Source organism: Mobiluncus porci (assembly GCF_009695935.1).
GTDB classification, from domain to species: Bacteria; Actinomycetota; Actinomycetes; order Actinomycetales; family Actinomycetaceae; genus Mobiluncus; species Mobiluncus porci.
The window spans coordinates 15603-28703 of the sequence record NZ_VUMY01000005.1 but is presented as its reverse complement, the minus strand read 5'-3'; the positions used below and the strand labels follow the sequence as shown (position 1 = coordinate 28703).

General features: G+C 57.2%; 11 protein-coding genes and 2 tRNA genes. 8 read left to right on the top strand and 5 right to left on the bottom strand.

Features of this window, described 5'->3' with window-relative positions:
- Nucleotides 1-4 precede the first annotated feature (4 nt).
- Entirely contained in the window at nucleotides 5-1432 is a 1428-nt protein-coding gene (locus FYJ63_RS03515) for a zinc-dependent metalloprotease (RefSeq protein ID WP_154543826.1), read from the top strand.
- A gap of 78 nt (nucleotides 1433-1510) precedes the next feature.
- Here the strand turns inward: FYJ63_RS03515 and FYJ63_RS03510 are convergent, their stop codons facing one another.
- On the bottom strand, nucleotides 1511-2509 hold the full coding sequence (locus FYJ63_RS03510) for a hypothetical protein (RefSeq protein ID WP_154543824.1): 999 nt from the start codon (nucleotides 2507-2509) through the stop codon (nucleotides 1511-1513).
- A 153-nt stretch (nucleotides 2510-2662) separates the two neighbouring features.
- Here FYJ63_RS03510 and FYJ63_RS03505 point away from each other — a divergent pair, with 153 nt between their 5' ends.
- The gene (locus FYJ63_RS03505) at nucleotides 2663-4198 is read left to right on the top strand and encodes an ATP-dependent helicase (RefSeq protein WP_154543822.1); all 1536 of its coding nucleotides are present in this window, start codon (nucleotides 2663-2665) and stop codon (nucleotides 4196-4198) included.
- Nucleotides 4199-4216: 18 nt separating this feature from the next.
- Here FYJ63_RS03505 and FYJ63_RS03500 read toward each other — a convergent pair whose 3' ends face one another.
- Nucleotides 4217-4903 (bottom strand): hypothetical protein, encoded by a 687-nt coding sequence (locus tag FYJ63_RS03500; RefSeq protein WP_154543820.1) that lies wholly within the window; start codon nucleotides 4901-4903, stop codon nucleotides 4217-4219.
- Nucleotides 4904-5159: 256 nt separating this feature from the next.
- Here FYJ63_RS03500 and FYJ63_RS03495 point away from each other — a divergent pair, with 256 nt between their 5' ends.
- Together FYJ63_RS03495 and FYJ63_RS03490 are read left to right on the top strand one after the other, a co-directional pair.
- The gene (locus FYJ63_RS03495) at nucleotides 5160-8390 is read left to right on the top strand and encodes a UPF0182 family membrane protein (protein WP_420846017.1); all 3231 of its coding nucleotides are present in this window, start codon (nucleotides 5160-5162) and stop codon (nucleotides 8388-8390) included.
- Nucleotides 8391-8659: 269 nt separating this feature from the next.
- Nucleotides 8660-8736, top strand: a tRNA-Met gene (locus tag FYJ63_RS03490).
- On the opposite strand, the gene FYJ63_RS03485 is transcribed toward FYJ63_RS03490, so the two are convergent.
- The gene (locus FYJ63_RS03485) at nucleotides 8715-9059 is read right to left on the bottom strand and encodes a hypothetical protein (protein WP_154543818.1); all 345 of its coding nucleotides are present in this window, start codon (nucleotides 9057-9059) and stop codon (nucleotides 8715-8717) included. The genes FYJ63_RS03490 and FYJ63_RS03485 overlap by 22 nt on opposite strands.
- A gap of 325 nt (nucleotides 9060-9384) precedes the next feature.
- Between FYJ63_RS03485 and FYJ63_RS11005 the strand changes: the two genes are divergently transcribed.
- Complete coding sequence (locus FYJ63_RS11005; protein WP_195839330.1) at nucleotides 9385-9567, top strand: hypothetical protein; 183 nt, start codon at nucleotides 9385-9387, stop codon at nucleotides 9565-9567.
- A 34-nt stretch (nucleotides 9568-9601) separates the two neighbouring features.
- Here the strand turns inward: FYJ63_RS11005 and FYJ63_RS03480 are convergent, their stop codons facing one another.
- On the bottom strand, nucleotides 9602-10030 hold the full coding sequence (locus tag FYJ63_RS03480) for a cell wall-binding repeat-containing protein (protein ID WP_229769925.1): 429 nt from the start codon (nucleotides 10028-10030) through the stop codon (nucleotides 9602-9604).
- 146 nt (nucleotides 10031-10176) lie between these two features.
- Here FYJ63_RS03480 and FYJ63_RS03475 point away from each other — a divergent pair, with 146 nt between their 5' ends.
- The 3 genes from FYJ63_RS03475 (at nucleotide 10177) to FYJ63_RS11470 (ending at nucleotide 11854) form a co-directional block, all read left to right on the top strand.
- A complete protein-coding gene (locus FYJ63_RS03475) occupies nucleotides 10177-10998 on the top strand; it encodes a copper homeostasis protein CutC (protein ID WP_195839325.1) in 822 nt (273 codons plus the stop codon).
- Nucleotides 10999-11118: 120 nt separating this feature from the next.
- Nucleotides 11119-11192: transfer RNA gene (locus FYJ63_RS03470), tRNA-Val, on the top strand.
- A gap of 341 nt (nucleotides 11193-11533) precedes the next feature.
- Entirely contained in the window at nucleotides 11534-11854 is a 321-nt protein-coding gene (locus FYJ63_RS11470) for a transposase-like zinc-binding domain-containing protein (RefSeq protein ID WP_420846015.1), read from the top strand.
- Here FYJ63_RS11470 and FYJ63_RS03465 read toward each other — a convergent pair.
- The gene (locus FYJ63_RS03465) at nucleotides 11835-13016 is read right to left on the bottom strand and encodes a sialidase family protein (protein ID WP_154543814.1); all 1182 of its coding nucleotides are present in this window, start codon (nucleotides 13014-13016) and stop codon (nucleotides 11835-11837) included. The genes FYJ63_RS11470 and FYJ63_RS03465 overlap by 20 nt on opposite strands.
- Nucleotides 13017-13101 lie beyond the last annotated feature (85 nt).

Sequence of the window (13101 nt, the reverse complement as noted above, 5' to 3'; positions counted from 1 at the left end):
TCTCATGAATGAGGACAATTCCGATTGGCAGGAAATGCTGCGTCGAATTTTTGGTGAAGACAAGTCGCGGGAAATGGAAGAAAAGATTCGCTCCGGCGCGCCTTTTTCGGCGTTCCACGGCGGAGAGGGAGTGTTTGCTTTTCCCCTGCAATCTCTCTTGACGAGCTCTGAGGAATCAGTCAATTGGCAACTGGCGAAGATGACCGCGGCGGGAAAAATCGGGACGGGACACCCGGCGACCACTATGAAAGACGCCCAGCGGGTTCGCGATGCCCTGTCGCAAGCCAACTTGCGCCTTGATCCGGTGACCTCTCTCACTCCGCCGGAAGCCGACTACGCGGCGTGGGATGTTTCGAAGTGGCTCGATGCCTCCGAAGACGTCTGGAAAGTCCTCGTTACTCCCGTGGCGGACTCCACCACTGCGGCCATGGCTGGGGCGATGCAAAGTCACCTTGCGGACGGGGATTTGCGCGTGGAGATAGCCCAGGGTCCAGCGGAACTACGCCAGTTGATGGGCTTGTTTTCCAAAGATGGCGACCCGGGATCCCTCCAGGTCAGTGGGCTGATTCGCGTCCTGGCAGCAAACCTTTTCGGGCTGCAGTTCGGCCAAGCCTGGGCGAGTCTCGCTTTGGAATCTTTCGGGTCTACTGATATCGGGCTGCCGGTGGGGAAACCGGACCAAGCCGCCTTGGTTTTGGAAAATGTCGAGAAATTCGCGAAAGATATCAGCCTTGACCTCGAGCCCGTGTTGACCTTCCTCGCCACGCGGGAAGTGGCATTTGTGCGGCTCTATCATGCGGTGCCGTGGCTGCGGGTCTATGTCACCAAGGCGATTACGGATTTCGCCAAGGACATTACTTTTGACCTGTCCGCAATGGAAGAAGCCATGCGTTCGGTGGATCCGATGAATCCGGGGGCGATGGATGAGCTTCTCGGGAAGGGTTTCTTGACTCCGGAGACGACCGGTAAACAGACGGCCGCGAAACAGAGCCTGGAAACGATTCTCGCCATTATGGAAGGCTGGGTCGATCTGGTGACGATGCGTTGCCTCGCCGGAGTTCTACCGGAACTCGCCCCCTTGCGAGAGATGATGAATCGGCGGCGCGCGAACGGCGGCCCGGCCGAAAAAGCCTTCGCGGCCTTGATTGGGCTGGAGTTGCGCCCGAAGCGGCTTCGGGAGGCCAGCGAATTGTGGTCAAAGCTCACGGCGAAACTCGGAGAGGAAGGCGCCGAAGGGCTCTGGGCTCATCCCGATATTTTGCCCCAGGAAACTGATTTCGATGACGTTGAGGGCTTCGTGGCGCGTTTTGCGGGAGAAGGCCCCGCTGATGAAGTCGAGGCCTCCTTGGAGGCTTTGCTGGACGGGACGCTCGGTTATGCGAAAGGCTTGGAGCCCGGTGAGGACTCCGAGGGTGACGCCAAATCCGAGTGAACTCGCGGAGGGCGGGCTCGCTAAGTGGGGTTCACTTGGTCTGGTTCAGCAAGTGGATGTCGCTTCTGGCGGCGTTCATCAAGAGACCTTACGGCGCGAAAAACGCGGTTCTTCTGGAACCTCGATATCCATGGGGAGCTCGCAACAAGCGCAGTCCGGATGAGTGTCGTAGGTCATCACCTCGATACCTCCGTCTACGTCCACCCGAGTGACCTGTCCAGAGGCAATGGCGCGGTGGTCTAGGAAGGCTAAAGCCATACTCCCCGCGAGCGCGGCTCCCGCGGTGGCCAGGGAGGTCTCCAAACGGGGGAATTCCACCTCGAGAAGACTCACGGCGTGCTCCAACATGTCGGGATAGAACTCGCGGCGATGGTTGGACACACAGGCCACACACGGGGTGAGTCCCGGCACGACCAGAGGTCCGATTTCAATATAGTCATTGCCGGCCACGACCGGCAGGTGCGCGATGTTGCGCCGCATCGCACTTGCGGCCGCGAGCGGATCGGGAAAGCCCCAGCTCAACTGCACTGCGAGATCGACTTTTCCCCGCGGCGGAGTGACCGAGGTCCCGAAACCCAGTCCTTGAATTAGGGATTTAAACGCCACGGACTCTCGGCTCTCATCGGCATGATTCATGTTTCCGTCCTCCGCGGAAACCCGCAAGGTGCCGATTCCGGCTCGAGCCAGTTCCGCGCCGAGGAGACGGGTCAAAAAAGTGTCGCGGTTCAAAGACACTTTCAGGCGGGAACGCTGCCGGTAGGTTTCCTGCATGGCGTTGCCCCCGATGCGCTTCCACAGGGATTCTTCCGGACCGGCATCCAGCCGAGGTTCTCGAATAGTAAGAAGCTCGGCGCGGTGAAGTTGGGTCAGGATCTCTTGGGCCTCGGTGCGACCGACCCCAAGGTTCTTAGCAAATTGAAAATAATCCGACCGCGAAATGCCCTTCGCCAAGGTTTGCACCAGGCGGGTGCGTTTGCGGGGATGATTAGGGAATGACAGCATCGTCTCCATTCCCGCGCAGATTTCGGTTCTGCCGTCTTGGAAAGTGGCCACGTGTAAGCCTTCATGTAGTTTCATTTCTCTCCTTTAGTTGCTTGTTGATAATATTTACTGTACGAAAAGAACTTTTGCAAATGCGTTTCCACAGCCTGTGGAAAACTTTCGGGGGTGTCTGGAGAATCATTTAGGATGGGGAGAAAAGACCCCTAGCCTCTTGAGGAATGAAAACACTTGGCAGAAGCAGGAAACACCAACCCAGAAGCGCTGTTGGAGGAACTCGACCCCTCTCAGCGTGAAGTTGCCACGCACCAGCACGGGGCGCTGTGTGTTCTCGCGGGAGCCGGAACCGGCAAAACGCGTGCGATCACCTATCGCATTGCTTACGGGGTGAAGACTGGAGAGGTTGACCCCGCGAATATTCTCGCCCTGTCTTTCACCCAAAAAGCGGCCGGTGAAATGAGGACTCGGTTGGAGGCTCTCGGAGTTCCGGGGGTGGAGACCCGAACCTTTCACTCAGCGGCCTTGGCACAGGCGCGCTATTTTTGGCCGAAAGTCGTGGGCGGCAAGATGCTTCGAATTGTGAGCGGCAAGGCGAGCCTGGTGACGGCCGCCGCTGCGAGGCTAGGCTTGGATCCTTCAAAGGCGCAGGTGAGAGACTTGGCTGGGGAAATTGAATGGATGAAAGTCTCCTTGCTGACCCCCGAAGACTATCCCGCGGTAGCGCGCGTGAGCGGGCGAGTGGGAGTCGCGAATCTCCCACCGGAGCGCATCGCGGATTTAGCGGATGCCTACGAGGATGCGAAAGCCGATGCGGAGGCGCTGGATTTTGAGGATATTCTCTTGGTCTGTGCCGGAATGCTGGACGAACGCGAGGATGTGGCCCGCGCGGTACAGGCTCGCTACCAGCATTTTGTGGTCGACGAGTACCAAGACGTGTCACCCTTGCAAAACTATCTCCTGCTGCGTTGGCTCGGGAAGCGGCGCAATCTTGCGGTGGTGGGGGACGCGGCGCAAACCATTTACTCATTTGCTGGCGCGACCCCGAGTTTCCTGACCGATTTCACGCGGGGATATCCCGAGGCGAAAGTGGTGGAATTGACGCGGGATTATCGCTCCACTCCCCAGATTGTGGATTTGGCGAACCAGCTTTTGGCGGGGGCGAAAGGCGCGGACGGAGAACCGCTGGGGGGAACCGTGAAACTGGTTTCCCAACGCGAGAACGGGCCGGCAGTGCAGTGGTTTATGGCCGAGGACGATGAGACGGAAGCGCGGGAGGTGGCCCGTCGCGCCGCGGCGCTGGTGGGAGAGGGGATGTCAGCAAGCGATATCGCGGTGTTGTTCCGGACGAATTCCCAAGCGGCGCTATTCGGAGTGGAACTGACGCGAGTCGGGCTGCGTCACGTGGTGAAAGACCAGTTGCGCGGCGGTTTCGAAGCGGATTCTCCAGCGGGAGGAGAGCAAGGTGCGCGCCCCGACGCGGTGACATTGGCTTCCCTGCACTCCGCGAAAGGTCTGGAATGGGAGGCGGTGTTTTTAGTGGGCGCGAGCGAGGGGATTTTGCCGATCAGCCTCGCGGTGACGCCGGCGCAAATCGAGGAAGAACGCCGACTGACCTATGTGGGGGTGACCCGCGCGAGGACCTTGCTGACCGTGTCTTTTGCCAAGGCCAAGCGTTTCGGAGGCGCAGGAGACAGGGAAGCGTGTCGCTTCCTGGCGCCGTTTTGGTCGCGGGGCGAGGTTGAGGCATTGTCCCCGGCTCGCCACTAAGGCGTAACGCGAAGAACCTCAGTTTTCTTCCGGTGAAGCTCCGCGGCCGCGGGTGATGAGCTGGAGGAGATCCATCACCAGGGCCGGTCCTTGCTCCATCTGCTCGGGATTGGACTCAAAGTGGGGGTGAACCACCGACCAAGCCTCGGTGCGGGTGGCGGCGACCACAAAGCGGGACTTTTCCCGTTTAGCGGTGAGGTCTTTGACGTATTTTTCGCGTTCTGCCGGATCCTCAGGGGCGTTCTGCATTTCCTCCGCGGTCAGCATGGCATCCGTCTCATATAAAACCGCGACCCCTTGGATATCGTCCGTCCAGACGAGACGCCCGAGTTGGGAAAGGAAATCTGCGTCCTCATCGGGAAGAGCGAAAGGCAGAGCCGCCAAGGCTGTCGGGTTCTCCGTCGCCACCTGGCGCATCTGTTCGAGTTCTGCAGGCTCAACATGTTCCTTCACCATCTCCACGACCTCGGAAAGTTTATGAATCGTGAACAGGCGACCGTCTTGCCTTTTCTCCAAAGGCGGGGTTTGAGAATCAATCTCCCAAGTCGCGCGGACAATCTGGGGGATTTCTGCGGGAATGGGGACGGTTTCCTCCCCGGACGGGTTCGGCGCGGCAGTGGCTTTGTCGGGCTCATCGGGGGTGAAGGAAGCTCCCAAAAGGGAATTGCTCGGAATCGCGGACAAGGGATCAGGGGTATCGCTCATGGCTTCATTATCCCAAAATCCGCAGCCCCGAATGGAACCGCGCGCCCAGATGTGGAAAGATGGGGACAGATGTAGCTACAAGAAAATGAGGTGCTTAGTGGGACCGAACGGTTCAAATGGAACAATAATTGATTCGCTCTTCGGAGGTCCTCCCGGAGGCGGCCGCGGTGGTGGCGGGAACGGACCGCGTCCGCCACGTCAGCCCCGTTCGAATCCGGCAGGTCAGTCCTCCGGCGCGGGCAAGACTCTCGGTATAGTGGTGACGATTATCTCCGCTGTCGCCCTGGTCGTGGTGTTTCTTTCTAAGATTTGGACCGAATTTGCCTGGTTCAACCAGTTGCAACGACTTTCGGTGATCCTCACCACTTGGGGCTGGGGAATCGGCCTAGTAGTAGGCGGGACCCTGCTCGCAGCGGCAGTCACCTGGATTAGTTTGGCTGTTGCCGGCAAGGCCAGTCCGTACGCTGAGGAGCGCGCGAAAGCCGCCAACCGGCGTAACGCCGAAAAGAAAATGGACGAGGCGAAACGCCAGGCTGAGAAGCGGAAGGCTGCTGAAGATAGCGCAGAAAAACCTGCTACTGACAAGACCTCGCCGACGGACAAAACCGGAGACGACAAAGACCACGTGGTGGATCTCGACCTCGAATTCGATGCTGAATTTGATGAAAAGGCCTCCCGCGCCTTTGAAGAAGAACTGCGTCGCGATATGCGCCGCGAAGCCCGCCCCGGCGTGACCTCCTTGCGCGACAGTTTTGAGCCGTGGCGCAAGGCTCTCATCGTGATTGCACCACTGGTGGCGGGGGTTTTTGTGGCGCTCCCGCTTGCCTCTCAATGGCAGCAATTTGCTGCTTGGTGGCACCGGACCGACTTCGGAACCAAGGATCCCATCTTTGGGCGAGACGCCTCCTTCTTCGTTTTCTCCCTGCCGGTGTATTCCCAGGTCACGATGCTGGTTTTCAATATTCTCGTCATGGCGGGGATTTTCACCTTGGCTCGCTACTATCTCCAAGGAAACCTCTCCACCTCGATTGATGAGATCCCGAACCGGACTCGAATTCATATCTCGATTCTGTTGGCGCTCCTCGCTGCGGTATTCGCGCTGCGCTACTACCTCCAGCGTTTCGAGCTCCTGATGGGTTCCCACGACAAATTCTCGGGCGCTTCCTATACGGATATTCACGCGGTGCTTCCGGCGAAAAATATTCTCGTTGGGATTTCGCTGGTTATCGCGGTGTTGTTCGTTATCGGAGCGTTCCGCAAGTCCTGGATTATTCCGGCCACCGGTGTCGGGGTCATGGTGCTGTCGGCGATTCTCGTCGGGGGACTCTATCCCTTCCTGATTCAGCGATTCCAGGTCGATCCTTCGGCCCAGGAACTCGAGGCTCCCTATATTTCTAACAACATTAAGGCGACTCGTGATGCCTTCGGGATTGCGGATGTGAAGGAAGAAACCTACAAAGCCTCCACCGAAGCAACAGCTGGCCAGTTGCGCCAAGACAGCGAATCGACCGCTTCGATTCGTTTGTTGGATCCTTCCGTGGTGTCGCGTACCTTTGGTCAGTTGGAACAAAACCGCCAGTATTACCGGTTCGCGCCTAACCTCGCGGTGGATCGCTATGTCATTAATGACAAGGCGCAAGACACAGTCATCGCTGTGCGTGAACTCGACACCAACCAGCTTGGTGACTCCCAAAAGTCTTGGGTGAACCAACATACCGTCTTCACCCACGGGTTCGGGGTCGTAACGGCTTACGGCTCGAAGGTCAACGCCGATGGTTCACCGGCATTTTGGGAACACGGCATCCCCTCGACAGGGGAACTGGGCGAGTATGAGCCGCGAATCTATTTCGGCCAGTATTCTCCGGACTACTCCATTGTCGGTTCACCAAAGGGTGGCCCGAAACAGGAGTTTGACTATCCCTCCGACACCTCCAAAGATAAGGGAGTCAACAACACCTTCACCGGTGACGGCGGGCCCACGGTCGGAAACTCGTGGGAGCGCTTGATGTATGCCATCAAGTTCCAGGCTTCGGAGATTTTCTTCTCCCAGCAGGTCAACGAGGCCTCCCAGATTTTGTTCTATCGGAATCCGGAGGAGCGGGTCGCGAAGGTGGCTCCCTATTTGACCCTGGACTCCAAGGCTTATCCGGCGGTGGTCGATATGGATGGAAATCCGAAGACCCCGAAGCGGGTCGTGTGGATTATTGACGCCTATACGACCTCCAATTCGTACCCCTACTCGACCCACATTGATTTCACGAACTCGATTATGGATTCGCGGACGAGCCAATACTCGTTCGGGGCTCCGAATGCCGTTAACTACGTCCGGAACTCGGTGAAGGCCGTGGTTGATGCCTATGACGGGTCGGTGACCCTCTACCAGTGGGACGCCAAAGATCCGGTCGTGAACGCTTGGTCTAAGGTCTTCCCCGGACAGTTGAAGTCCGTTTCGGAGGTTCCGGGCGATTTGATGGCGCACTTCCGCTATCCGGAGGACATGTTTAAGGTGCAGCGCAACCTGATTGCTCGCTACCACACGACTGACCCGCGGTCTTTCTATTCCGGCTCGGACTTCTGGAAGCTGCCTGATGACCCGACCCACGAGGGCTCGACTACGGTGATGTCGGCCTTGCAGCCGCCTTACTACCTGACGATGCAGGCCCCGGGAGCGGAATCTACCGAGTTCTCGCTGTATTCCACCTATATTCCTTACGGCCAGTCGGATCGTAACGTGTTGACGGGATATTTGACGGTTGACTCGGAAACCGGCTCAGAGGCGGGCAAGGTCCGTCCGGAATACGGGAAGATACGACTCTTGTCGCTGCCTTCGGATTTGGCGGTGCCGGGTCCCGGCCAGGTTTCCAACAAGTTCAAGACCACGGATAACGTCTCTCGAACCTTGAACCTCTTGTCTCAGCAATCCACGGAAGTCGTCCGCGGGAACCTCCTGACTTTGCCGGTCGGCGGGGGGCTCCTCTATGTCCAGCCGGTCTATGTTCAAGGTAAATCCGGGACTACCTATCCGCTGTTGCGGTTCGTGTTGACATCCTTTGGGGACAAGATTGGGTTTGCTCCCACCTTGAAGGGATCTTTGGACCAGCTCTTTGGCGGAGACTCCGGGGCGGTGACTTCCGAAGAAGGGGGAGGCGCCGCTAGTGGCGGCGGGACTCCCGCAGCGCCGACGCTGACTCCGGCCCAGCAATTGCAACAGGCTCTACAGGGAGCGAAGTCTGCGATGGACGCGGCCGATCAAGCGATGAAGGCCGGAGACTGGGCGGCCTATGGCAAAGCCCAGACTGATTTGAAGGCGCAACTGCAGAAGGCCGTGGAACTCCAAGGTGAGGCTGCGGCTGGCGGTGCGGCTGCGGCTGGTGACGCCGCTGGTACCGGTGATGGTGCGGCCGCAGCTGTCGGGGCGGCACCCGACGCGACCCCTGCCCGACCGGTGGCAACCTCGTCACCTGCGGCAACCGCAGCTGCGCCGTAACCCGCGTGGGCTAGAGCGTAGCCGACGGGTCAGACCTCTTGGCTTAGTGACCGAAGGGAACGTAGCCAAAGGGTCTGACCCCACGGCGTAGCGCTCACTTTGTTGCATAAAGTGCAGCTGTACTCAGAGCGCCGGAATATATGGCAGTGCTCTGAGCATAGCTACATTTTCGGAGCGCCTTCCTCGACGGATTGGCGGAATTCCTGGCGCGCCGAGCCCCCTCGAGTTGAGAACAGGGACTTTTCCTGGTAAAGTAGACGGGTCAATGACGCGGGGTGGAGCAGCTCGGTAGCTCGCCGGGCTCATAACCCGGAGGTCGTAGGTTCAAATCCTGCCCCCGCTACCAATACCGCCCCCGACCTGGAGACTTGCTCCAACAGGTCGGGGGTTTCGTTTCCCCGAAAGGGCATTTGCCGTAAAAATGCCGTAAAAATGTTTTGGGTTTGTGGTTTCCGCTTCTGATGTTGTGGTCTTGCCGTTTTCCAGACCGAAGTAGTAGAGCGTCCCGGTAAGGACGGTCTTAATCGGTTGCCCATTGTCGTTAATGAGCCAGCCAACGTCAGAGTTGTCCAGCCAAACGTCAATTAGTTCGCGGTTGTTAGGCTCGTGGGTATCTTCGTTTAGTTTCCACGAATCTTTAACGCCAGTCATGGTTTCGTCAGGAGCCATTAGTTTATCGCCGGTTACTGGGTCGTTGTTCCCGGTATAGGCGATACAGCCGTTGGTAAGAACGTTACCTTGTGCGTCCCTGGGTAATAGCCCGCCTTGCGTCCAGACTTCAGTATTGGGCCAGGTGGCATGACCCCGTAATTTAGGTTCGTTTGTTTTGAGAGTTCTTGATGGCCGTTTTTGGCAGAATGGAGGTCATGGTGAGTAAGCGGCGGAGTTATAGTTCGGAAGATGTTGTGAAAGCGCTGGAGAAGGCAGCGTTGAGGGAGTTGGCTGAGGGAAACTTCTGAGCCCGGCTAGGCGCCGGGCGGGCGTGGTTTGTTTGATGGAACGCCTTGATATTAGCGAGGGTAAGGCCTGTAAGCTTGCGGGTTTGTCGCGTAGCGTGTTTCGTCGTAAACCGAACCGGGAACGGGTCGATGATCCGGACAAGGCTCTGCGTGAGAAGCTGTGTCAATGGGCTAAGACTCATCCGTGTCAGGGGAACCGGATCCAGCGTTCTTGGTGATATAGGCAACGCTGGGGGTGCCGTTTACCCGAACTCATTCTTTAGCAATCTCACGGGCGGTAGCGTTACAGTCAGCACCAGCGAGGCGGGAAACATTGGAAGCACCAACCAGGTTGTTTGCCTGCTGCTCGATAGCGGAACTTACCGCGCCTGTCCTGCCAAGCAGGACAATCTTAGAGGGGATCTTGCCACCAAGGCTTAGGGTCTTGTTATCGGTTAAGACAATCGAACCATTGCCGATAGTCGCAGCCGGGAGAGCGTCCACGGGGTTGGCGTTAGACGCGACATAGACTGTAGACCAAGCACCGGGATAGACGTGACCCGCAACAGCCAGGGACGTCTCCACCCCGGTAGGACCAGCCAAGCGAGAGTAAGGCATCTCTCCTGCCTGGGCGGTAGGGAGGCTAAGCGTCGTGAGAAGGCTCGCGGCTGCAAATCCGGCTAGAACTGTTTTCGTGTACATAAAATGGTCCTTCAAGAAATCGCCGACCGTCACTAAAAAGCCGAGGATTCTTCAAGAATTCTACCCTCGAATTGGTGAGATCAAGAAGGTTTCTCAGTATTTATTCTCGAAAGAGGTAATCATTAATCGATATGACCTCGGCGTGTGTGTATGAGATCTTTTTCAGAGCGAGTGCTGTTTTGGAGCCCAGCAAGGCTCTCGGCGCGACTTCGGGGACCCCTCGAAGCAGGAATCGCTCAAGTAATATATTTGGGGAAAACACTTTCGATAAGGACAACTACGGGGGCAAGATGCTGGAAGTTATCGCTTTGAACACAGAAGACGCGCGAGCAGCAAAGGAAGGCGGGGCCGGACGGGTCGAACTTGTGGGGTCGATGGAGTTCGCGGGGATTTCCCCGAGCCCGGAGCTTGTTTCAGAAATCGCGTGGAAAGTGGGGATTCCGGTTCGGCCGATGCTGCGGCTTGAGGATGGTTTTGGCACTGATCGTCTCGAGGAGCTGCAGGCTCTGGCGAGTCAATTCGTGGAGGCAGGAGCCGACGGGATTGTTCTCGGTTTTCTTCGCGGGGGAAAGATTGACGTGGAAACCACCAATGAGATTCTCGGTAGAATCCAGGGGAAAATCCCTTACACTTTCCATCGGGCCATTGATGAAGTCACCGACTATCTTGCTGCCTGGAAGTCCCTTGATGAACTCATATTTCCACCGGACCAGGTTTTGACCTCCGGAGGGGCGCCGACCGCGGGAGATCCGGAAGGATATTTTCGGGAGCTAGTCGAGCGCCGCCCCGAGGCGCGAGAGGTGATTCTGGCCGGTGGCGGGTTGAGTCTGGAGGGAATCCCGCGGCTAAAGGCACTCGGGATTAAGAATTTCCATGTGGGATCCGGAGTTCGACCGGAGGAGTCATTCGATAATCCAGTCTCCGCGGAATTGGTGGCGAGCTGGGTTGAGGCCGTCGAACGAGACTAGAAACCGCCAGTCGTCAAGGGCTTAGCAAGTTCTAAGACGGAATTGGAGGAGATTCGGGCGGGGCCCAGTAGGCACTTGCGGAATAAAATGTTAAACTCATATTCGCGGTCTTTTCCGCGAGGACTCATAGCTCAGTTGGCTAGAGCGCCACGTTTACACCGTGGATGTCGGGGGTTCGAGTCCCTCTGGGTCCACAATTGATTTTGGGATAGGCGAGGTCTATCCCAAAATCAATTGTGGTTTATAGGACATTACGTGTTGATCTAATTCGGGTTTTTTGTTGCTATTTCGGGCAAAGTCTGGTTGAAAATTCACCGGTTCATGCTGGTGGCAGGGATGCTCCGAAAAACCGGGTTAAAGGACATTTTGTGTGTTTTTTATCCGGGATTTTTGTTGTTGTAGAGCCTTAAAGTCGGGTTGAAAGTTGGTTTGGCTGAACTTTGGGGTCGGTCAAATTGTGTGTTTGTTTTCCCGTGTTTTGCTTGTGTTGGCGGGGGAAAGTCGGGTTGAAAGTTGGTCGGTTCATGCTGATGGCATGAATATGATGAAATGCCCGGCGTGTAATACTCCTTTGAAACGTAATGGAAAGACTTCTTCCGGTTCTCAGCGTTGGCGTTGTAAGGAGTGCGGCGGGTCTAAGGTCGGAAAGATTGATAACTCTGCTAAAGAACTCAACCATTTCCTGGTGGCGCTACCAACACGCGCCGACAGTCGCCGCCACTCCAGAAGAAATCCTAAAAATAATATCCAAGACACACAATTTGTCCTTCGACCCGCATATTCATCTAGTTTAGCAAGCGTTCGTTCAGTAAAGAGTTCCTCTGATATCGCATTGGTCAATAGTCGACAATGGTGAAAGCCAAAGAACCGTAGGGGGAGTTTTGTCCCCGCTCCCAGGCTATCGCGATATGGTTTCCCAGGGGTATCGCTACGGAATAAGCTGCCTGCCCAGAATCAATCACTCGAGGCGGAGACCAAGTTAGTCTCGGTTTTCCGGAATCAACGGCGGAACACTTGCCGCGCCTGAGAACCAGGTTGCTCCTTGCTGACCAGTCTTGGCGACTCGAACTTTTTCCAGCGGAAGGATCCAAACGCGAGCCGTTTTGCGAACAAAGAACCGTTCCCATTGGTTGGCTCTCCGCGGAATCCTCCACCAATGCCGGCGGGAACAGGCTCGTCAGGATAATCTCATCGTCAAAAACCGCCAAACCGGCGTTGCATCCCGGATCCGCCACCTCGCTCCAGACCGATCCGAAACTCTGGCCGCCGTCGCACGAAATCGCCCAGCGGCGCCTCGGATAAGCCCGTGAACTCAGAAGCACATCGCCACCTGGCAGTTCCACGACCTTACTCTCGTCACCGCCCGGAATGCCGACGGGACGCCTGAATCCGGCGGCCCGCGGTCGAGACCAAGACTGGCCTCCATTATCCGAGATAGCCACGCCCGCCAAGGTCTCAGTCGATCCGCGCGCTCGCCACACAATCGGCTGTAAGAGTCGCCCCCGCGAGCGTGCCTCGCGGAGCTCGATGCCGTTTCCGGAAGCGAAAAACATTGAACCGGTGGACTCGTCCCAGAGTTGTGCGGTTAAATCAGTGAAATCCCAGGTGACGCCATCTTGGGAGTGACCTTGGAGAAGCCTCCACTCCGCGCCTGCTTCCGCCTCATCCCAAAAATTGCGTCCGCGGCTCGCTACAAATAAGGCCAGCATTTCGCCACGGGAAGTCGAGATGAGACTCGCATCCCCAAAACCCCAGCCATCCCTTGCAGGCTTCAGAACTTGAAGGGGGGACCAGGTTCTCCCCGAGTCGTCAGAGAACCGAGTCCCGAGAGCGATCTTCCCGGGTAAATCATGGAAATCTGGGCGGATATCGAAAGCCGCGAGAAGTCGGCCAGGATGAGCTGAAGCTGCGGAAAACGCAGCCAGAGCTGGAATCCGGAAACACGGGTTCGGGGGCAGCGCGCCCTCGGAGGTAGAATCCAGGTCTGGATACGAGCCGCTGGTGGCGAGAGGAAACACCCGTCCAGTCTAATGGTTCGCTTGGAGGGGATAGTTTCGACGTTTTTCGAGCTGGTGGATTGGAGGTGCGTCCTGGGCGGCCACT

Excerpts from the sequence above, each read along its gene's own strand:
- FYJ63_RS03515 (WP_154543826.1), top strand. The coding sequence starts at position 5 with ATGAATGAGGACAATTCCGATTGGCAGGAAATGCTGCGTCGAATTTTT.
- FYJ63_RS03510 (WP_154543824.1), bottom strand. The coding sequence starts at position 2,509 with ATGAAACTACATGAAGGCTTACACGTGGCCACTTTCCAAGACGGCAGA.
- FYJ63_RS03500 (WP_154543820.1), bottom strand. The coding sequence starts at position 4,903 with ATGAGCGATACCCCTGATCCCTTGTCCGCGATTCCGAGCAATTCCCTT.
- FYJ63_RS03485 (WP_154543818.1), bottom strand. The coding sequence starts at position 9,059 with ATGGCTCCTGACGAAACCATGACTGGCGTTAAAGATTCGTGGAAACTA.
- FYJ63_RS11005 (WP_195839330.1), top strand. The coding sequence starts at position 9,385 with ATGGAACGCCTTGATATTAGCGAGGGTAAGGCCTGTAAGCTTGCGGGT.
- FYJ63_RS03480 (WP_229769925.1), bottom strand. The coding sequence starts at position 10,030 with ATGTACACGAAAACAGTTCTAGCCGGATTTGCAGCCGCGAGCCTTCTC.
- FYJ63_RS11470 (WP_420846015.1), top strand. The coding sequence starts at position 11,534 with ATGAATATGATGAAATGCCCGGCGTGTAATACTCCTTTGAAACGTAAT.